Origin of the sequence: Haloferax litoreum, from assembly GCF_009674605.1 — an archaeon.
In the GTDB taxonomy this organism is placed as follows: domain Archaea; phylum Halobacteriota; class Halobacteria; order Halobacteriales; family Haloferacaceae; genus Haloferax; species Haloferax litoreum.
On sequence record NZ_WKJO01000001.1, the window covers coordinates 626202 to 645528 of the forward strand.

The following is a 19327-nucleotide window of genomic DNA, read 5'->3' on the forward strand; positions in this document are numbered from 1 at the left end:
AGGGCAACGGCTTAATTCCCAACGAACTGCCGCGCCGCACGGGCGGCCATCCGGGCCACGCGGAGTGGTTCTGGTCGGCCACCGGTCGGCGTGAACGCGCGGAGTACCCGAACCGCCTCGTCGTCGTCGCACCCGGCGGCACGGACGAAGACTCGTTCACCGTTCACCTCGACGGCACGACGGGGTGGGGCGTCGCGATAGATTTCGAGACGGCGGGCGTGTTCGTCGCCAGCGAAGTGTTCGGAGAGTGCTGGTTCGAGGCCCTCGCTCTCCTCGAACGAGACGGAGAGTACCGGTCGGTCGAGGGTAGACGCGAGGCGGTCGATGTCGACGAGGTTGAACCACGCTGGAGCGATACCCGAGACGAGCACGTAGCGAACGTCTTCGCGGCCGAGCGATTGGGACAGCGAGGCGATAGCGTCGGTGGCGTCGTCACCGCCGACGGTACACGTCTCGAACGCGAGTCCATCGACGACACGGTCCGCACGGACGACAGCGCCGCAGAGGACGCTCTCCGCGTGACCGTCGGGCGTCGCTGTCGTATCGGCGTCGCTGTCCGGAGACGGGACTGCCGAAGAATGTCGTGAGTCAGTGTGGTCCGCTGTGGGCGCGCGCGCTGTCCCGGAGTACGACTCCGCAATCCCGAGCGCGCGGGTCCCTGTCTTCACTCTTCTTTGATTTCCTGCAGGCGGTCGAGTAACTCGTCGTTCGACGCGCCAATCTCGAAGTCGACTTTGCCTTCGTGGTTCTCTTTGCTCGTCTCTACACCGTCTTCTTCGTCGAAATCGACGTTCTGGTCGCCCTGCTCAGACTCGTCGTAGCTCCCGAATCCCATACAGTCTCATATAGACGACCGACACTGAAAAATGGTTTGCCGCACGAATCCCGGTGTTTTTGGGCCGCTTTTCCGGCGACACCGTCGTTCTCGAACCAGAGCGCTCCAGTTCACGGCGGAGCAATGGGCCTGTGCCCACCGACTTTTTTCGTTCGGGCACGTACACGGTCGTATGGAAGTCATCCCAGTCACCGCCGACGCCGACGTCTTCACCTGTAACGCCTATCTCGTCCTCGGCGACCGGACGGTGCTCGTCGACGCCGGGACGATGACCGGCGTCGAAGACGTGGTCGCAGAACACACAGACCACCTCGACGCCGTCGTGGTCACCCACCAACACTCGGACCACGTCGGCGAGTTGGACGCCGTCGTGGACCGATTCGACCCGGACGTATACGCCTACGCAGACCACCCGCTTCGGACCCACGAACTCGAAGACGGCGACGAAGTCGTACTGGGTGACGAGTCGTTCGAAGTGGTCTACACACCGGGCCACGCCGACGACCACGTCTCGCTCGTGAGCGGCCGGTTACTGTTCTCCGGTGACGTGGTCGTGTACAACGACGGCGCGTTCGACGACGGGAGTTTCGGCCGCACCGACCTTCCGGGGCAGTCGCGCGAACGCCTCATCGCCAGTCTGCAAACGCTCCACGACAGGTTGTCTGAGACGGTCGCGGCGATGTACGCTGGTCACGGTGACGTGTTCGAAAACGAGACTGGCGGCGACACCGTCCGCGACGTGGTCGCCCGCGCCCTCGAACGTGCCGAACGCCGGGAACCGAAGTACCCGGAGGAGTGAGATGGCTGCACCGACTGACCGTCCAGAACTGACGCGCCTCCACTATCTGGGTATCGTCCTCGCGGCTATCACCGGGGTCATCCACCTCGTCCTCGGCGCGGGCGCACTCGCGTCGAACCTCGCCGACCCACTCGGACTCGCCTTCGTCGGGGCGGCAGCAGGGTTCGCGGGGGGTATCGTCGCAGTCCTCCGTGGAGATAGACAGACACGCTCCCGGGCGATTCTCTTCGGGATTCCGTTCACCGCCGGGCAAATCGTCCTCTACGTGGCTTTCAACTGGCCGGACGTCTTCGGCGTCGGTGGCGTCGTCGACAAAATCGCCCAGATAGCACTGGTCGCGGTGCTCGTCGTGCTGTACCGTCGAGAATCGTAGAAGAAAGACGAGCGGTCTTACGCAGCGCGGCGCTCTTTCGACTTCGGACGGAGGTGTTTGTAACCGCACTTGCGGCACCGCTTCGCTTTCTTCGGGTTTCGCGCGTTGCAGCGCATGCAAATCTGCTTTTCGAGCGTCCGCTTCGTCGCAGCGTCACTAGCCATGCATACGACTCCCGTCCCCGTCTGTATAACGCTTGCGAGACACATCGCCGCCGCTCGCGGTCGATATGGGTAGTCGAAGAAACGCGTGTGTGCGCTTACGCGCCGGCCTGCTTCAGCGCTGCCTCGATGTCCTCACGCTGGGTCACGCCGACGAACCGGTCGACGATGCCATCGTCGTTCTCGACGATGAGCGTGGGGAGCGAGCGCACCTGGTACTGGTTGGCCACGTCTTGTTCTTCGTCGACGTCGACCTTCTCGAACGCGACGCTCTCGTAGTCGTCTTCGAGGTCGTCGAGAATCGGGTCCTGCGTCTTACAAGGGCCGCACCAGTCCGCGTAAAAGTCCAAGAGTCGAACAGTCATCGTATCCCGACGCACCTTGCTTGCCCCCGCGCATAAGGATTACTCATGCGGCGTCGTGACCCGCCATTCGCGTGGGTCGCGGCGTCGGTTCCGCTCCGGTCGACGGCCCCGAGCCGAAACGTTTAGGCGGCGGACGCACGGACGATGGACCATGAGCAAGGGCCAGAACAGTGGCGGTCTGATGTCGAGCGCAGGTCTCGTCCGCTACTTCGACGCGGAAGACCGCAACGCAATTCGAGTCGACCCGAAGACCATCGTGGCGTTAGGGACCCTGTTCGGCATCGGTATCCTGGTGCTGAACGCCCTCGCGTTCTGACGACGGGCTACCGAACGAACGGTCGATTTTTGTCCTCGCATTCCCGAGATTCGTCTATGGATACGCTACGCGCCGGCGTCGTCGCCGTTCAGGGCGACGTCTCCGAGCACGCCGACGCCATCGAACGCGCCGCCGAGGCCCACGGCGTCGCCGCGGAAATCGTCGAGATTCGAAGTGCTGGACTCGTGCCCGACTGCGACGTGCTTCTCATGCCGGGCGGAGAGTCGACGACCATCTCGCGCCTCCTCGCACGCGAGGGAATCGACGAGGAAATCGGGGCACACGTCGCCGCCGGAAAGCCTGTTCTCGCCACCTGTGCGGGTCTCATCGTCGCCTCCAGCGACGCGAAAGACGACCGCGTCGAGACGCTCGACCTCGTCGACGTGACCGTCGACCGCAACGCCTTCGGCCGGCAGGTCGACAGTTTCGAAGCGCCCCTCGACGTGGAGGGCCTCGACTCGCCGTTCCCGGCGGTGTTCATCCGCGCACCCCTCATCGACGACGTTGGAGACGGCGTCGAAGTCCTCGCCGAGTGGGACGGCACCCCCGTCGCCGTCCGCGACGGCCCCGTCGTCGGTACCTCGTTCCACCCGGAACTGACCGCAGACAGCCGAATTCACGACCTCGCGTTCTTCGACGAACTGGAAGTCGAAGCGCAGGCCTGAGCGAGGCGAACACCGAGGTGTACCGAATCGACACCGACGGCGGACACCGACACGGCGACTGCCGCCGGAATCAGAGGGTCTTTTTCCGCTCCCGCCCGTCGTGCGACCATGGACGCGGACACGCCGACCGACGAGGTTCTCGACGAGCTCTTCTCCACTATCGAGTCGCGGAAAGCCGAGTTACCCGAGGGGTCTTACACGACGACCCTGTTCACGCACGAGAAAGGCGAGAACTACGCCCTCGAAAAACTCGGCGAAGAGGTGACAGAGACCATCCTCGCGGCGAAGGACGACGACCGAGAGGAACTGCTCTACGAGAGCGCAGACCTCGTCTACCACCTGCTCGTCGTACTGGCGATGAACGACGCGTCGCTCGACGACCTGCGCGAAGAACTGAAGAGTCGATTCTGAGGGTTACTGGAACCGAACACCGAGGTCGTGGAGTCCCTCGTTGTGCTGGGCGACGTTGATGAGAAGCGGGGTGACCGCCTCGATTTCCGCCGCGTTGGCGAGGGTGCCCCCGTCGAGGGCACGGAGTCCCTCGATACCTTCGGCGAGGAGTCGAACTGTCTCTTTCGCGTCGGAGTCGTCGGCGACGAGGAGTGTGTCGATGCCGAGGTCTGCGTCGAGGTCGGCGAGACGACCGGCCGCGAGGTTGTGGAACGCACCGACGACCGGGATTCCGTCGGGTGCCGCGTCGGCGACGAGCGCCGTCACACTCCCGGCTTTCGGCGGGTGGTAGTGGAATCCGTCGTCGTCGCGTTTGATGCCAGTCGCGGGAGTGACGAGGATGTCTCCGTCGGCGAGTGAGTCAGAGACGGTCTCGATGGTGTCGGCGACGTGGTACGGCGGCACGGCGAGGACGACGACCGTCGCGCGGTCGGCGGCCATCTCGTTCGTGAAGCCGTTGACCTTCACGTCGAGTCCGCGACTGGAGAGTTCCGTCTCGTACTCGTCTGCCTTCGCGCGGGCTTTGTCAGGGTCGCGCGACCCGATGATGACTTCGTGGTCGGTGTGGTAGGCCCAGCGGAGGGCGAGTCCTTCGCCGATGTCGCCGGTCCCACCGAGGAGTGCGATTCGCATACCCACATGTGCGGACTGGGGTGACGTAAAGGGTTACGCGTCCGGTGGGTTCTGCCTGATTACGACTCGTCGTCAGGTTCGAACAGCGCCTGTATCTGTGCGAACCCGTCGCGGTAGACCAACCACCACGCCACCGCCGGCGCGAGCAGCAGTGCAGGACCGATGAGCAAGAGTTGCGTGAACGGGTCCGGCGGGGTGAGGTACGCTCCGACGACGAAGACGACCATATCGAGTGCGAGGAGCGTGACGACGAACGCGCGGAAGTGCCCCATCAGCGACCACCCCTCGACCGTCTCGTCGGCGAACCCATCATCAGTCGAGGAGGCCCGGAACGTCGTTCACGTCTTCGACGACGGCCGACGCGCCGATTTCGGCGAACTTCTGTCGTCCCTCGTCGCCGGTGAGGCCGCCCGAGAGGACGCCGATGCCGTAGTAGACGCGTTCGGCGTCGGCGGCGTCTGCGTTCAACGCCGTCTTCACGTCGTCGAGGGTGTCGCCGACGAAGACGACCGACCGAGCGCCGAGACGTTCGGCGACGGTGACGAGCGCCGCGGGGTGTGGTTTGCCGTCGTCCCAGTCGTCCATCGTGAATCGGTGGTCGTCGTCTACGTCGAGTGCGACCCGGTCGAGGGCGATGTCGGCCTCCGCGGACGGTCGGCCAGTGACGACGCCGACGTCTCTGTCGCCGAGTGCGTCGAGCGTCTCGGGACGGAGCAAGACGGGTTCGTCGTGGATGTAGCCGGACGCCTCGAACGGCGGGTCACCGCCTTCGAGGTCACGGTAGAGGTCAGCGCCGAGGTAGAGCGCCTGAAACGTCTCACGGAGGCCGTCCGTGTCCCACTGGTCGAAGACGATGGCAGGGTCGTCGAGCGTCGCTTCGACCACGGCCTCGGCCGCGTCGAGTCCGCCACCACGTTCGGCAATCTCGTCAGTGAACTCGGCGAGCGAGATATCGACTTCGCGGGCGGCGAGAACGTAGAGTGCCGCCGCGTATGTCAGTTCCCAGTCGTTGTTGAACCCGCCGGCGTCCTTGAACTGCTGGACGTCGTCACGGGTGATGGTCGTGCCGTAGGTTCGGTCGACAGACTCGACGATGGCGCGCCGGTAGGAGTCGGCGACGTCGACGAGTACCCCGTCGATGTCGAAGACGACAGCGTCCGCGTGCATACCTGAACGGTGTAACGGGGAGGCAAGTGCCTTACTCTTGTCCGCGGGTCGTTCGCAGGAGGCGCGTGGCCTGCCAAGCTACCGCCGAGCGCCCGGTCCGTCGTCAGCGATATAGAGCGTGTCGCCCGGAATCGACACTCTGCGAACCGGAATCGACGGTTCGTCGTAGCCGAGTGTGGTAAAACAGAACTCTGCGCCGGCGCGGCGAGCGACGCGGGCGGCCGGTTTGTGGAGTTCGACTGGGAAATTCAACGCGTAGATAGCATCGACGCCCTCGTACGGGCCGAGTGTGGGCGCATCAGCGCGTGCGACAACGTCGTCGCGGACGAACCGGACACCGTCGGGAACGGGAACGTCGTACACGTCGATGGCGACCACATCGACACCGCGTTCGGCGAGTACGGCGGCAACGTCAGACGCCCGTCCAATACCAACTTCGACCACTCGCTCGTAACCCACCAATCGAGTTACGAGAGCGTCGCGCAACGAATCTCTCACGTCGGGATATTTATGAAGCGCCACCGCTTAATCCCTCGCATGCTTGTCGATATCGTGCCTATCGGGGATATCTCTGCCGCAGTCAAGCGGGAGGCATCCGCGGGGCTTCGGTCCGTCTACGATTGTGACGTGACCGTTCAGTCGAATCAAGCCATCCCCGAAGGCGCGTTCGATAGAAGCCGAAATCAGTACCGGGCAGAACAATTTATCGAACTGACGAGTCGGGTGGGGCGCGGCGAAAAGAACATCGGAATCACGGCACAGGACCTCTACTACCGTCGCCGAAACTACGTCTTCGGACTCGCGTATCTCAACGGCAACGGCTCTGTCATCTCGACGTACCGTCTCCAGACCTCCTCAGACGGCGGTATCACGAACAAACCCGCCGACGAAGTCCTCTCGGACCGCGTTCGGAAGGAAGTCGTCCACGAAATCGGCCACACGCTCGGCCTCGAACACTGCGACAACAACAAGTGCGTGATGTCCTTCTCGCCGACGGTCCGCGAAGTCGACGTCAAAGAAGAGAACCTCTGCGGCACCTGTAGTCGTCTCATCCACTAATTCTCCGGGCGCGATAGCTGTCTCCTCCTTTTTTCTCGTCACGGCACGTGTATTCATCCATGAACTTCGTCGTTGCAGTAGATGGGTCTGAGGCCGCCGACCGTGCACTCGACTACGCACTCACCATGCTCGAACCGTTAGGAGCGACCATTACCATCGTCCACTCGGTCGAACCGCACGTCATCGTCGAAGGTGGAACCGAACCCGTGACCGGAATTGGTGACACGGGTGACCGACTCGCCGCCGAGAGTCTCGAAGACGCCGAAGCGCGCGGCGAGCGTATCCTCGAAGAGGCGCTCGAACACGTCACCGAGGCGGGCGTCGAAGCGACGACCGAACTCCTCTACGGCGACCCCGTCGAGGCGCTTCCGGCGTACGCAGACGACGTCGGTGCCGACGGCCTCTTCGTCGGCCACCGCGGCATCTCGAAGCGGTACGAAGGCCTCGTCGGGAGCGTCGCCAAGGAAATCGTCGAACGGGCGTCGTGCCCAGTCACCGTCGTCCGCTGAATGCTGTACCTCGACGGAGGCGCAGGCGGCGGCCAACTCGTTCGAACAGCACTCTCGCTCTCGCTCGTGACCGGCGAGGCGTTCGAGATGGAGAACATTCGCGGCAACCGTTCACCGCCGGGGCTCAAAGCACAACACGTCGCGTGTGTCTCCGTCGCCGAATCAGTCGCAGACGCCGACGTAGACGGCGGATTCGAGGGCTCCGAGACGCTCCAGTTTGACCCCGGCGCGGTGACGAGCGACCCTGTCGACGTGTCGGTGGGGACGGCCGGAAGCACGACACTCGTCAGTGAGACACTCCTCCCTGTCGCCGTCGCCCTCGACGACCCGCTTACACTCACCGTCTCGGGCGGGACCGACGTTCGGTGGTCACCGCCCGCAGACTATCTTCGGTACGTGAAGCGCCCGCTGTGTTCGCGGTTCGGCGTCTCTTTCGACGTTGCCGTGAATCGACGTGGGTTCTACCCAGCAGGGGGCGGACAACTCACGGTTCGAATCGACCCATCCGACCCCGCCCCGCTCGACTTCCACAGTCACCCACCACTCGACGGTCTCGACGTGTACTCCGTCGCCAGCGACGCACTCGCCGACGCGTCGGTCGCCGACAGGCAGGTCGAAGGTGTCCGTGACGCCCTCGCCGACGCGGGAATCGACGTCCCGGTTCGGCCGTCCGTCACTTACGCCGAGAGTACCTCACCGGGGACGGCAGTGGTCCTCGCCGCACGGTGCGGAGACGTAGTCGCCGGGTTCGATGCCTACGGCGAGCGTGGTGTCCCCGCAGAGACGATTGGGGCACGAGCAGTCGAGGCGTTCACCGAGTGGTACCGGGGCGACGCGCCACTCGACCGGCACATGGCCGACCAGTTGCTCGTCTGGGTCGCTCTCGCCGGAGGGAACATCCGGATTCCGGCGGTGACCGAACACGTCCAGACGAATCTCGACGTGATTCGAGCCTTCGGCTACGACACCGACGTGCGTGAGACTGACGATAGCGTCGTCGTCGAGCGTGCCGAATAGCGAACGGGCGCGTGTCCTTCAGGGTGCGTAGGTCCCGGTCAACCGTGCTTCACCCAATACGTGGCCGTCGATGGCGCGTTCGAGGTGCGACTTCGTCGCACCCGATTCGAGTGAGAGTTCCGTGTCGAGAGCGTACAGCACGAATCGGTAGGCGTGCTCGCCGTCGGGTGGGTTGGGGCCGCCGTATCCGCGACTGCCGTAACTGTTCGTCCCTTCGACGGCACCGGGCGGTGAATCACCTTCGGCAATTTCCGACGTGCCGGGGTCGATGTTCCAGACGGTCCAGTGGTCCCACACCTGCCCCGCCGGTTTCATCGCGTCGGGGTCGTCCATCACCAGCGCCAACGACTTCGCCTCCGCCGGGACGCCCTCGATTTCGAGCGGTGGACTGATGTTTTGCTTCGTGTAGCCGTACTCTCGTGGAATCGCTGTTCCGTCGTCGAACGCGGGACTCCGCAGCGTGAGTCTCCCCGACGCGTCGCCCTGGTCGGCTGAGGCCATGCGAACTACTTGGTGGACCAGTGACAAAACGGTTGGTTCGGTCGAAACGACTGGTCTCAGGTGAGAGGGCCGTTCTACTGGGCACTACGCCGAGACGGTCACACGTATCCCGATTCCGTCTGGGTCGGAGACGACGAGTGTGCCGTTCGACTCCTCGACGGCGTGGCCGGCCTGTACCAGCGACTCGTGGACGACGTCGAGCGTGTCGGCGTCGGGGACGACGACTTCGAACCACGAGATGCCACGACTCTCACCGGCCGGCACGCTTCGTCCGTTCCAGCGGTTGAGTCCGACGTGGTGGTGGTACTCGCCTGCGGCGACGAAAGCGGCATCTGGATAGCCGTCGTCGCGGAGATTCATGCCGAGGGCGTCGATGTAGAAGGTGAGCGACTGCGCGAGGTCCGAAACTTCGAGGTGGACGTGTCCGAGGTCGGTTCCGGTCGGTGCGTGGTCGTCACCACGGGCATCCGCGAGGAGCGATTCGAGGTCCAACGGGAGCGTGTCCATCTTCACGCGACCATCGTCTGTCCGTGGCCATTCGTCTCGCGGCCGGTCACGGTAGATTTCGACGCCGTTTCCCTCCGGGTCGCGGAGGTACAGCGCCTCGCTCACGAGGTGGTCGGATGCGCCGGACAACGAGGCGTTGTCTCGGATTCGAGCGAGGGCGTCACCGAGTGCGCCCCGGTCGGGGACGCGAATCGCGAGGTGGAACAATCCGGTCTGCTCGCGTCTTCGTCTGGGCGCGTCCGGGTCTTCGTCGAGGACGACGAGTGGGTCGCCGCCGGCAGTGCAGACGGCTTGAGACCCTTCGCGTTCCACGTGGAGTCCGACGACGTCGCGGTAGAACGGAACGACAGAATCGAGCGACCCGACGCGGAGCGTGACCCGGCCGAGGTGGGTCGCATCCGTCAGCGAGGCGGATTCAGAAGTGGAGTTCGTCATACTCGCTGTTCGCCAGTAATCGAGAAAAATACTGTAGTATCACGGGTGTAACCAACGATGCCGAGTGTCACTGGGTCGGGGTCGGCAGACGGCGAGAGACACTCACTGCGCTCCGAAGAATCGACTGAGTGAGAAAGGCCGGAAACGCGAGACCGACTACTCGGCGTAGTAGTATTCGCCAGACCGCTTCTGTTCGCGGTCGAGTTGCGAGTTCGGTTTGTTGATGCGCGGGCGCTGGGTGCGCTCGTCGCGGCGGAACGTGATGTCGAGGTCCGACAGGAAGTCGTTCATGCCGTCGCGCATCTCCTGCGGTTTCGAGGCGTGCCCTTCGATAGATGGCTCGCCGTCGAAGACCATCAGGCGGTCCGCGAGCAGGTCCATCATGTAGATGTCGTGGTCGATGACCATGACCGTCGCGTCGTGATTCTCGGCGTAGCGGCGGATAGCCGACGTGGCCTGCACACGCTGTTCGACGTCGAGGTGGGCCGATGGTTCGTCGAGCAGGTAGAGGTCGGCGTTCTGCGAGAGGCACGCCGCGATGGCGACACGCTGGCGTTCACCGCCGGAGAGGTCGGTGAGGTTGCGCTCCATGATGCGGTTGAGTTGCAGCGGGTTCGCAATCTCGGTGTTCCAGTACGACGACCCGAACTGGTCGGTGATAGACGAGAGGAACGCGTCCACGCGCATCGGTTGGTCGATTTCGATGTACTGCGGCTTGTACGAGATGTCGAGTGCGAAGTCGAGTTCGCCCACGTCGGGCGTCAGGTCGCCCGTGAATATCTGTGCGAGCGTCGACTTCCCAATCCCGTTGGGGCCGACGATACCGAGGACTTCACCGTTGTAGATGGTCCCAGGGTCCACGTCGAGGGAGAACTCGCCCTCGCCGTAGGACTTCCGGAGTTCGGGGTACTCGATGAGCGGTTCGGCTTTCGTCGTCTCACGCGGTGCGTGTTCCTCGAAGGTAATAGCCCCCGGGCGGATACGCATGTTCTCGTTCGTGAGGTAGCCCTTCAGGTACTCGTTGATGCCGTTTCTGACCGACTTGGGGTCGGTGACGACACCGTACGCCCCGGGTTCACCGTACGCGACGTGGAGCGTGTCGGCGAGCAAGTCGAGAATCGCCAGGTCGTGTTCGACCACGAGGACCGCCCGGTCTTCTTCTTCGGCGAGTTCGCGGATGAGACGCGCCGCGGTGACACGCTGGCCGATGTCGAGGTACGGCGAAATCTCGTCGAGGAAGTAGAAGTCGCGGTCACGGGCGAGGGTCGCCGCGAGGGCGACGCGCTGGAGTTCACCGCCAGAGAGCGTGTCGATGTCGTTGTCGACGACGGGGCCGATGTCGAGACGCTCGATGTAGGAGTCGAGTGCGCCACGCTCGTCGGTCGCTTCGAGCAGTTCCCGTGCCTTCCCGTCGAACTGTTTGGGAATCTGGTCGACGTACTGCGGTTTCCGCGCGATGGTCACGTCACCGTCGCGGACTCGCTCGACGTAGTTCTGGAGTTCGGTGCCGCGGAAGCGGTCGAGGACCGCCTCCCACGTCGGCTCGTCGTCGTAGTTGCCGAGGTTCGGCACCATCTCGCCGGCGAGTGCACGGACGGCGGTGGTCTTACCGATACCGTTCGGTCCGAGGATACCCGTGACGGACCCCGCCTCGGGGACCGGCAGACCATACAGCGAGAAGGCGTTCTCCCCGTAGCGGTGGGTCGGGTCTTCGTCGAGTTCAGACGGGAGGTTGATAATTTCGATGGCGTCGAACGGGCACTTCTCGACGCAGATACCACACGTCTCACCGAGACAGATTTCCTCGGAAATTCGGACCTGGTCCGGGCCTCCTTGTTCGGCGTCCTCGCCGCGGAGCGTGATGCACTCTTTTCCCGTCCGGTTCGGCGGACAGAAGTTCGAACACTCGTAGCTACAGCGGTCCGGAGAACACCGGTCTAAGTCGACGACTGCGATACTATCGTCTGCCATGATTAGAGCTGAACACCCGAGGTCAGCAGGATGGCGAACGAGATGAACCAGAGCGCGAACGTCATGAACACGACGTAGAGGTAGTCTTTCGCCCCGGAGATGTCGATGCCGATGACGCGAAGCACCGGAAGCTGGACGAGGATGAACGCGCCGAGGATACCAACCGCCAACTGATTGGTCGCGGCCTCGACCGTCGTCCCTACCACCACGCCGGATATCACCGCCGCGGCGATGCCAGCGAGGCAGGCGAGTGTTGTGACCGTTACTCCGCGAAGGTGGCCGGAGAGTTCGGTCTGCGTTTCCGTGGCCATGTGTTCTCCTGCGATAGCCGGCATCAAAAGGCGTTCGTTCCTCCGGCAGCGTCTGTCGATAAAGCGTTGTCGGCCAATCGCAACCCAACAAGGTTTATGCTGGTCGCGCGTCTGGATTCGTAACGATGGCTGGAACAGAAGAGGAGAGTCTAGACGACCTCCCACCGAGTGCGAAGCTCGTTTTCAAAGTACTCGAATACAACGGCCCACTCACCCAGAAAGGCATCGTACAGGAGTCTATGCTCTCTGCGCGAACTGTTCGATACGCACTCGAACGACTGGAAGGGATTGGAATCGTCGACGAGGACGTCTACTTTGCTGACGCTCGCCAGAATCTCTATCAACTGACCGACCTCGCGCCCCAGCAAGCGCAGGCGAAAGCCGACGGCGGTAAAGAGAAGGCCTGCTGCGCCGAGTAAGCGCGAACCGCTCACCGCTTCGCAGTCGGTGCCTCTCGCCGACGTGTTGTGACGTGTCGAAACCAGTCGAAACAGCCGACGATTCGGCCGCGGGCCGACGTCAGGCCGGGACGACCGTTATTTGCTGCTTTTTGTCTATCGCGTCTTCGAGTTCCTCGGCGATAGCGCTGCCGCGTGAGACCTGAATGTCACCGCCGCGACCGACCGTCGCGGTGAAGAGGTACTGGTCGTTGGCGCGGACTTCGACCGTCTCGCCGACGTGGCCGTCCATCCGGACGATGACGTGCCGAGAGGTCACTTCGGGCGTGACGACGACGCCTTCGTTCGACTGGCCGCCGGACGACTGGCCGCCGGTGGATTGACTAGCAGGTGCACCCTGCGACGGTTTCTCGTCGTGCGTCCGAACGTCGATGTCGATGCCGAGGCGGTCTTCCACGTCGGAGATGCGTCCGCCGCCCTTCCCGATGACGTACGAGATGTCGTCGTCTTCGACGTAGACGACGGCGCGGTTCTGTCCCTTCAGGTCGACTTCGACGTGACCGCGAGCGATAGACCGAATCTCGCGCTCGATTTCCTGTTTGGCGAGACGGGAGACGCCGCTTTCTTTCTCCTTGCCTTCCTTCCCGAGTGGGACGGTGACGACCTGTCGGTTGAACGTGTAAATCTCGTACTTCGGCGTGCCCGTCTCGAAGTCTCGAATCTGGATGACGGGGCGCGCGAGGTCCTCGGCGAAGAGACCCTCGGGGACCTTCACCTCGGTACTCACGTCGTAGACTGTGTGGACCGCACCGTCTTCGATGTAGACGACGGTGTCCACCACCTGTGGAATCATGCCGAGTTCGACCCGACCGACGAGACGCTGAAGGGCGTCGATGGCGCGCGTCGCGTGGACGACGCCGACCATGCCGACGCCGGCGAGACGCATGTCGGAGAAGACGGAGAAGTCCTCGGTCTTTCTGACCTCGTCGTAGATGGTGTAGTCGGGGCGGACGAGGAGGAGCGAGTCGGCCGTCTTGGCCATGTCGCCGCCGAGGGCGGTGTACTGCGTGATGTGCGGGCCGACCTGCAAGTCGCGCGGTTTCTCCATGGTCTTGACCGCGTAGTCGCTGTCGTTGAGGAACTCCGCGACGGCCTGCGCGAACGTGGACTTCCCGGCACCGGGCGACCCGGCGATGAGAACGCCGCGCTGACGTTCGGCGAGTCGCTCTCGGAGTTCGTCGGCGAACTCGTAGTCGTCGAGTTCGGTCTTGACGATGGGGCGAACCGCGGTAATCTCGATGCCGTCGGCGAACGGCGGGCGGGCGACGGCGATACGGTAGTCGCGGAACTGGACGATGTTCATCCCCGGTTCGGAGAGTTCGATGAACCCGTCTGGTGAGGCGCGTGCAGAGTTGACGATGTCGTCGGCCCACTCGTTCATCGTCGCCTCGTCTGTCACCTCGTCGTCGATGGTCTGGTAGTGCATCTCGCCGATTGCGCCGCGTTTGGCTTTCGGCTTGGTGTCCGTCTTGAGGTGGACAGACATCGTCTGGTCGTCGAAGAACCGCTCGATGATGAGGCCACCAGACCCGCGAACGACGGGTTCGACGTACTCGACGGACAGGCCTTTCGCTTTGGCGACTTCGGCTTGCACCACGTCGCTCGTGAGGAGTTTCGCAGACCGCTCGGCGGCGATGTCGCGGATGAGCGCGTCGATGTCACCTTCGTGTGCGCCTTTCGTCTCGCCGGCACTCGGGCGGCGACCGACGTATTTGAGTTCGATGACGCCGTCGTCGGCGAACTCGGCGAGGCGCTGGAGTTCAGAGAGACCCTCCCACCCCGTATCGCGGCCATCGTTGGCCTGCGATTCGAGTTCGCTCACGACTGCCTCGGGGACGAGAACGTCGGCACCGTCGAAGGTTCCGTCGTCGACTCGCTCGGACACACGGCCATCGATGACCGCGCTCGTGTCCGGCACTATCTTCATGCGCGGATTTTCGCGGTGGGGACGGATAAGGGTATAGATGGAGAGGGTCGTTCGGGAGGGCGAATTGAGGGGGTGTCGAGATGGTCAGTCGTCTGCCGGTGAAGTGCGTTGTCGCTCGTCTTCGTCGATGACCTCGAACGACCCGACGAGTCCTTCGAGGTTTGCCGCCCGCGACGAGAGGACCGCCGCTTGTTCGGAGAGGTCACCGATAGACTCGGACTGGGAGTCCGCCGTCTCGACGACGGTCTGCGATTGGCCTGCCGTCTCTTCGGAGATGTTCGCCACGTCGTCCACCCGGACGGCGATGTCCTGTGCCGACTGCGCCTGCTGGTCCGTCGCGTCGCTCACTTCGGCCACGCTGGCGTCGATATCGGTCACCATGTCCACGATGGTCTCGAACTCCTCGATTGCCTCGCTGACCGTGTCGAGACTGTCGGTGACTTGCTGGTTCATGTCGCGGACGTCTGCCAGCGTCTCTTCGGAGTGGTCGGTGATGTCGGCGATGAGCGTGGACACTTCGTCGGCCGAGTCTCGGGTCTCCTCGGCGAGCGATTTGACCTCCTGTGCGACGACACCGAATCCGTCGCCTGCCTCACCAGCGTGGGCCGCCTCGATTGCCGCGTTGATAGCCAGCAGGTCGGTCTGCGACCCGACGTGGTCGATGAACGCGGCGATTTCGTCTATCTTCTCGATGCCGTCAGCGAGTTCTGCCACCGCTTCTGCGGTGTCGTCGATGCGGGCCTCCACGGCGTCTAACTCCTTCATCGCCGCCGTGGCGGCATCGCGTCCGACTTCGCCCCGTTCAGACGCAGTCTCCGCCGTTCTGGCCACCTCGTCGGCCGACGCAGCAATCTCTTCGACCGTCGCCGAGAGCGTGTTGAGTTCGTCGGCGACCGTCTGGAGGTGGGTCGTCTGCGTACTCGCACCGTCGGAGATTTCGTTGACCGCCGCGGCGACTTCCTCGCTCGCGGCGTTCGCCTGTTCGACGTGTTGCTGTGCGGACGCACTCATCTCCGAGACTTCCTCGGCGAACGTCTGCACTTCGCCGAGCGTCGTCGAGAGCGTGTAGACGAGGTCGTTGTACGTCTCGGCGACGGCCTCGTAGCGTTCGTCGTCGACGCCCCACTCGCTCGTGTCGATAGTGGCCGTCAAGTCGCCGGTCTGCGCCCGGGCAGTGGCCTCGGCGAACGCTTCGACCAGGTGTTGCAGGTTTCGCGTGTAGTCCGCGAGGTCACGTTGCATCCGGTCCAACGCCTCGCCGAACTCACCCGGCATCTCCTCGTCGAACGACGGGTGGTCGAAGTCTTGGTCTGCGAGGGCAGTCGCCTGTGCCGAGACGATACAGAGGTGGTCGTGCATCGACCCGAAGTCGGCGGCGAGGCGGGCGACTTCGTCGTCGCCCTCGACGGTCGGCGGCGTCGCCGAGAGGTCGCCCGAAGCGACACCGGCGGCCGATTCAGAGATTCGCTCGATTGGTGCGACGATATCTTTGCGAGTGATGTAGACGGTGTTCACGAACGCGAGGGTCGCGCCGAAGAAGAGGACGGCCGAGAGGACGAGGCGAGTCGTTCCCGTCGCGACCCACGGCAACGCGGCCTGCCCGACAGACACCACGAATTGGATGCCGACTGCCGCGACGATTTTTCGTTCGACCGAGTCCGAGACACCGAGTGCGTCCATGCTTCCCCAGAGCAACCGTTCGTATGCCGAGGCGATGCGCATACACGAACATTCACAGATTCTGGTATAATCCTGGTCCCGTATTCCCGAGGATTGAGAACACGGTGTGTCCTGCCGCCACGGCGCATACTTTTGCGGTGGTGCCGCGACACGACGGCATGGACGAACTCGACGCGTTGACGACCGACCTCGTCTCGATTCCGAGCCACGAAGATGAGACTGCTGCCGGCGACTTCATCGAGACGTGGCTTCGAGACGAGACGGACGCAGACGTGACCAGAGACGACGCGGGGAACGTCGTCGCGCGCGTCAACGCCGGCGTCGGCGAGTCGCTCGCACTCGTCGGCCATCACGACGTCGTTCCGCCAGCACCCCGGCAACTGACCGGCGACGGCGACTACGTCGTCGAATCGGATGGCGGGCGACTCTACGGACGCGGGTCGGCAGATATGAAGGGTGCCGTCGCCGCGTCGATGCTCGCCTTCCGAGATGCGGCCGAGTCAGCGACGAACGAAGTCGTCTTCGCGTCGTTCGTCGGCGAGGAAATCGGTGGGACGGGCGTCCGTGCGGCCCTCGACGCCGGTCTCTCGCTCGACTACGCCATCGTCGCCGAAGGCTCGACGAACTACTCGGGACCGGACCGGACCGACGTGGTGGTCGCCCACCGTGGTCGCCGGGCGAGCACGCTGGTCGTGAGCGGAACGGCCTGCCACGCGAGCGAACCCGAGCGAGGTGAGAACGCCGTCTATCGCGCGTGCGACGCGGTGGATATCGTCCGCGAATCGACCTTCCCCGAGACAGAGGTACTCGGACACACCGTCTCGGGAAGCATCGCCGTCACCGAGATAGACGGTGGGAGCGCGTGGAACGTCATCCCCGACCACTGCGAGGTGACTATCGACGAACGAACTGTCCCCGGCGGGTACGCCGACCTCTCGCAGACAGAGACCATCGACGGCGTCGAGTGGGTGGTCGAACAGGACCTTCCTCCGATGGCGTGCGACGACGCCGAGTTCGCCGACAGCGTGCTCGAAACCGCCCGTCGAGTTCACGAACAGCGCGGTGACAGCACCCCCGAACAGGTGACGAAACCGCACGCGACGGACGCAGGGTGGTTGGCACAGGAAGGCACGACGTGCCTCGTCTACGGAGCGTCGGAACCGGGAGAAGCGCACACGAAGAACGAGAGTGTCTCGTTGGACGTGCTAGAGCGGTGTTACGAGACGTATCGGGAGGTAGCGGCGGAGTGGTGAAACAAGAGTAGTTGACAGGGAGGACAGCCGACGCCGATACGTCAGGAATCCCACTGAAATCCTCATCTCCTGCGATTTAATACGACGCCGACCCGACCCGATACCATATGGCACAATCCTCCACGGAAGAGGCGTCGGCGTACGACCAACTCCTGACGAAGTACAACCGAATCGCCAACGTCGAGAACGCTGGCGGTATCCTCTCGTGGGACCAGCAGGTCATGATGCCCGACGCGGGGACACCCGCGCGGTCCCAGCAGATGTCTGCACTGTCGGCACTCAGCCACGAACTCCTCACCGACGACGAGTTCGGGGAACTCCTCGAAGCGGCCGAGGCCGACGACCCGACCGACGAGCAATCAGACGTGCTCCGCGAACTCCGCCGCGACTACGAACGCGCCGTGCGCGTCCCCAACGACCTGGTCGAACAGATTTCGGCGGCGGCGTCCGAGGCGATTCCGGCGTGGAAGGAAGCGAAGGCCAACGACGACTTCGAGACGTTCGCACCGCACCTGGAGAAGCACGTCGAACTGAAGCGCCAGTACGCCGAGCACATCGACCCGGACCGCGACCCCTACGAAGTGCTGTTCGAGGACTACGAACCGTGCCTCCCGCTCGAACAGGCAGAAGAGATTCTCGACGAGGTACGCGAAGTCCTCGTCGAGATGATTGCGGACATCCGCGAGTCGGACGTCGAACTCGCCGTCGACGCCTTCGAAGGCGAGTTCCCGGCCGACGAACAGGAGGAACTGGTCCGCGACGCCCTCTCGACGCTCGGCTATCCGTGGGACCGTGGCCGTCTCGACACTGCACCCCACCCGTTCTCGTCGGGGACGCAGTTCGACGCCCGCGTGACCACCCGCTACGACGAATCCGACCCGCTCGGGTCGCTCTTTTCGACCATTCACGAGTTCGGCCACGCCCTCTACACGCTCGGCCTGCCGGACGAACACTACGCGACCCCGCTCGGTGAGGACCGGAACCTCTCGGTCCACGAGTCACAGTCGCGCCTGTGGGAGAACCACGTCGGTCGGTCGCGCGCCTTCTGGCAGCACTTCCTGCCGACGTTCACCGAACACTTCTCGGACGTGGATGCAACCGTCGAAGAGGCCTACGAGGCGGCGAATCAAGTGTACGAGGACAACCTCATCCGCGTCGAAGCGGACGAACTGACCTACCACCTGCACATCGTCATTCGGTTCGAACTCGAACGCGCACTCATCTCGGGTGACCTCGCCGTCGCGGACGTGCCGGAGGCGTGGAACGAAAAGTACGAAGAGTACCTCGGTATCCGTCCCGAGACGGATTCTGAAGGCTGTCTGCAGGACATCCACTGGGCGTACGGGAACTTCGGCTACTTCCCGACGTACTCGCTCGGGTCCATCATGTCCGCGCAGTTGTTCGCCGCGGCAGAAGACGACATCGAGAACCTCGACGAGAAGATTTCGAACGGCGAGTTCGCCGATCTGCGCGAGTGGCTTCGCGAGAACGTCCACCAGCACGGCCGTCGCTACGAGACGAACGACCTCGTGAAACGCGCGACTGGCGCGGACTTCACTGCCGACGACTTCCTCGACTACGTCGAGTCGAAGTACGAATCACTGTACGACCTGTAAGTAGTCGAGACAGTCTGAAACCCCTATTTTCGCGGATTCACAATCGCCGCAGGAACTAAATACAGCCATGTCATAGCATACCATGTATGGCCTCAGCACCCAGTGACGACTTGTTCGACCAGTTTTTGGCCGACCGCGGTCACGAGACAGAACCGGCACGCTGGGACCGATCCTATAACAAACTGCAGTGCCCCGATTGCGGGGCGCTACACGACATGGGCGCGGCGACATGCTCCGTATGCGGGTGGTCGCCGGAGGCCTAACGCGTCCGACTACCTGACCAAGCCACAGCACCTGTTCTCGCCGCACCCCCACTATG

The 19327-nt window shown here is 63.6% G+C and carries 26 protein-coding genes; 12 read left to right on the plus strand and 14 right to left on the minus strand.

The genetic code is table 11. From position 1 onward, the window contains the following. Positions 1-11 precede the first annotated feature (11 nt). Together GJR96_RS03240 and GJR96_RS03245 are read right to left on the minus strand one after the other, a co-directional pair. Positions 12-668, minus strand: coding sequence for an endonuclease dU (locus tag GJR96_RS03240; protein ID WP_151161616.1), 657 nt, complete (start codon positions 666-668; stop codon positions 12-14). After that, entirely contained in the window at positions 665-835 is a 171-nt protein-coding gene (locus GJR96_RS03245; RefSeq protein ID WP_058571250.1) for a DUF5786 family protein, read from the minus strand. The genes GJR96_RS03240 and GJR96_RS03245 overlap by 4 nt, the downstream gene beginning before the upstream one ends. A gap of 172 nt (positions 836-1007) precedes the next feature. Here GJR96_RS03245 and GJR96_RS03250 point away from each other — a divergent pair, with 172 nt between their 5' ends. Together GJR96_RS03250 and GJR96_RS03255 are read left to right on the plus strand one after the other, a co-directional pair. Beyond that, positions 1008-1634 carry an MBL fold metallo-hydrolase gene (locus GJR96_RS03250; RefSeq protein WP_151161617.1) on the plus strand — a complete coding sequence of 209 codons (627 nt, stop codon included), beginning with the start codon at positions 1008-1010 and terminating at the stop codon, positions 1632-1634. Between the two features lies 1 nt (position 1635). Continuing rightward, the gene (locus tag GJR96_RS03255) at positions 1636-2007 is read left to right on the plus strand and encodes a hypothetical protein (protein WP_151161618.1); all 372 of its coding nucleotides are present in this window, start codon (positions 1636-1638) and stop codon (positions 2005-2007) included. A gap of 17 nt (positions 2008-2024) precedes the next feature. Here GJR96_RS03255 and GJR96_RS03260 read toward each other — a convergent pair whose 3' ends face one another. Both GJR96_RS03260 and trxA read right to left on the minus strand, forming a co-directional pair. Continuing rightward, positions 2025-2171, minus strand: coding sequence for a 50S ribosomal protein L40e (locus tag GJR96_RS03260; protein ID WP_082682128.1), 147 nt, complete (start codon positions 2169-2171; stop codon positions 2025-2027). Between the two features lie 95 nt (positions 2172-2266). Next, positions 2267-2548, minus strand: coding sequence for a thioredoxin (gene trxA, locus GJR96_RS03265; protein WP_225317698.1), 282 nt, complete (start codon positions 2546-2548; stop codon positions 2267-2269). 136 nt (positions 2549-2684) lie between these two features. Here trxA and GJR96_RS03270 point away from each other — a divergent pair, with 136 nt between their 5' ends. From GJR96_RS03270 to hisE, 3 genes are all read left to right on the plus strand, one after another. Further along, a complete protein-coding gene (locus GJR96_RS03270; RefSeq protein ID WP_151161619.1) occupies positions 2685-2849 on the plus strand; it encodes a preprotein translocase subunit Sec61beta in 165 nt (54 codons plus the stop codon). 56 nt (positions 2850-2905) lie between these two features. Then, positions 2906-3514: a pyridoxal 5'-phosphate synthase glutaminase subunit PdxT gene (pdxT, locus tag GJR96_RS03275; protein ID WP_151161620.1), complete on the plus strand. Its 609-nt coding sequence runs from the start codon at positions 2906-2908 to the stop codon at positions 3512-3514. A gap of 108 nt (positions 3515-3622) precedes the next feature. Then, complete coding sequence (hisE, locus tag GJR96_RS03280; protein ID WP_151161621.1) at positions 3623-3925, plus strand: phosphoribosyl-ATP diphosphatase; 303 nt, start codon at positions 3623-3625, stop codon at positions 3923-3925. Between the two features lie 3 nt (positions 3926-3928). Here the strand turns inward: hisE and npdG are convergent, their stop codons facing one another. The 4 genes from npdG to GJR96_RS03300 all read right to left on the minus strand — a co-directional run bounded on the left by npdG (position 3929) and on the right by GJR96_RS03300 (position 6262). Beyond that, the gene (gene npdG, locus GJR96_RS03285; protein WP_151161622.1) at positions 3929-4597 is read right to left on the minus strand and encodes an NADPH-dependent F420 reductase; all 669 of its coding nucleotides are present in this window, start codon (positions 4595-4597) and stop codon (positions 3929-3931) included. Between the two features lie 59 nt (positions 4598-4656). Beyond that, positions 4657-4869 (minus strand): DUF7534 family protein, encoded by a 213-nt coding sequence (locus GJR96_RS03290; RefSeq protein WP_151161623.1) that lies wholly within the window; start codon positions 4867-4869, stop codon positions 4657-4659. A gap of 40 nt (positions 4870-4909) precedes the next feature. Further along, positions 4910-5764, minus strand: a complete 855-nt coding sequence (locus tag GJR96_RS03295; RefSeq protein WP_151161624.1) for a TIGR01548 family HAD-type hydrolase — start codon at positions 5762-5764, stop codon at positions 4910-4912. A gap of 78 nt (positions 5765-5842) precedes the next feature. After that, positions 5843-6262 (minus strand): UPF0146 family protein, encoded by a 420-nt coding sequence (locus tag GJR96_RS03300; protein WP_191965803.1) that lies wholly within the window; start codon positions 6260-6262, stop codon positions 5843-5845. A 39-nt stretch (positions 6263-6301) separates the two neighbouring features. Between GJR96_RS03300 and GJR96_RS03305 the strand changes: the two genes are divergently transcribed. The 3 genes from GJR96_RS03305 to rtcA are packed head-to-tail and all read left to right on the plus strand — an operon-like array spanning position 6302 to position 8349. Then, on the plus strand, positions 6302-6823 hold the full coding sequence (locus GJR96_RS03305) for an archaemetzincin family Zn-dependent metalloprotease (RefSeq protein ID WP_058571261.1): 522 nt from the start codon (positions 6302-6304) through the stop codon (positions 6821-6823). Positions 6824-6882: 59 nt separating this feature from the next. Then, complete coding sequence (locus GJR96_RS03310) at positions 6883-7332, plus strand: universal stress protein (RefSeq protein ID WP_151161626.1); 450 nt, start codon at positions 6883-6885, stop codon at positions 7330-7332. Then, a complete protein-coding gene (rtcA, locus tag GJR96_RS03315) occupies positions 7333-8349 on the plus strand; it encodes an RNA 3'-terminal phosphate cyclase (RefSeq protein ID WP_151161627.1) in 1017 nt (338 codons plus the stop codon). It abuts the gene before it with no gap. An 18-nt stretch (positions 8350-8367) separates the two neighbouring features. Here the strand turns inward: rtcA and GJR96_RS03320 are convergent, their stop codons facing one another. The 4 genes from GJR96_RS03320 to GJR96_RS03335 form a co-directional block, all read right to left on the minus strand. Then, a complete protein-coding gene (locus GJR96_RS03320) occupies positions 8368-8850 on the minus strand; it encodes a YbhB/YbcL family Raf kinase inhibitor-like protein (RefSeq protein ID WP_151161628.1) in 483 nt (160 codons plus the stop codon). 84 nt (positions 8851-8934) lie between these two features. After that, positions 8935-9792, minus strand: a complete 858-nt coding sequence (locus tag GJR96_RS03325; RefSeq protein ID WP_151161629.1) for a VOC family protein — start codon at positions 9790-9792, stop codon at positions 8935-8937. Between the two features lie 156 nt (positions 9793-9948). Then, positions 9949-11763 carry a ribosome biogenesis/translation initiation ATPase RLI gene (locus tag GJR96_RS03330; RefSeq protein WP_151161630.1) on the minus strand — a complete coding sequence of 605 codons (1815 nt, stop codon included), beginning with the start codon at positions 11761-11763 and terminating at the stop codon, positions 9949-9951. Positions 11764-11765: 2 nt separating this feature from the next. Continuing rightward, positions 11766-12074 carry an EMC6-like membrane protein gene (locus GJR96_RS03335; protein ID WP_151161631.1) on the minus strand — a complete coding sequence of 103 codons (309 nt, stop codon included), beginning with the start codon at positions 12072-12074 and terminating at the stop codon, positions 11766-11768. 125 nt (positions 12075-12199) lie between these two features. Between GJR96_RS03335 and GJR96_RS03340 the strand changes: the two genes are divergently transcribed. After that, entirely contained in the window at positions 12200-12493 is a 294-nt protein-coding gene (locus GJR96_RS03340) for a MarR family transcriptional regulator (RefSeq protein ID WP_058571267.1), read from the plus strand. Positions 12494-12593: 100 nt separating this feature from the next. On the opposite strand, the gene GJR96_RS03345 is transcribed toward GJR96_RS03340, so the two are convergent. Then, positions 12594-14459, minus strand: a complete 1866-nt coding sequence (locus GJR96_RS03345) for a PINc/VapC family ATPase (RefSeq protein ID WP_151161632.1) — start codon at positions 14457-14459, stop codon at positions 12594-12596. 84 nt (positions 14460-14543) lie between these two features. Further along, positions 14544-16181 (minus strand): methyl-accepting chemotaxis protein, encoded by a 1638-nt coding sequence (locus tag GJR96_RS03350; RefSeq protein ID WP_151161633.1) that lies wholly within the window; start codon positions 16179-16181, stop codon positions 14544-14546. 116 nt (positions 16182-16297) lie between these two features. On the opposite strand from GJR96_RS03350, the gene GJR96_RS03355 reads away from it, so the two are divergent. The 3 genes from GJR96_RS03355 to GJR96_RS18470 all read left to right on the plus strand — a co-directional run bounded on the left by GJR96_RS03355 (position 16298) and on the right by GJR96_RS18470 (position 19271). Continuing rightward, on the plus strand, positions 16298-17392 hold the full coding sequence (locus GJR96_RS03355) for a M20 family metallopeptidase (RefSeq protein ID WP_151161634.1): 1095 nt from the start codon (positions 16298-16300) through the stop codon (positions 17390-17392). A 107-nt stretch (positions 17393-17499) separates the two neighbouring features. Continuing rightward, entirely contained in the window at positions 17500-19008 is a 1509-nt protein-coding gene (locus tag GJR96_RS03360; protein ID WP_151161635.1) for a carboxypeptidase M32, read from the plus strand. Between the two features lie 86 nt (positions 19009-19094). Beyond that, positions 19095-19271: an HVO_0416 family zinc finger protein gene (locus GJR96_RS18470; protein WP_305037515.1), complete on the plus strand. Its 177-nt coding sequence runs from the start codon at positions 19095-19097 to the stop codon at positions 19269-19271. Positions 19272-19327 lie beyond the last annotated feature (56 nt).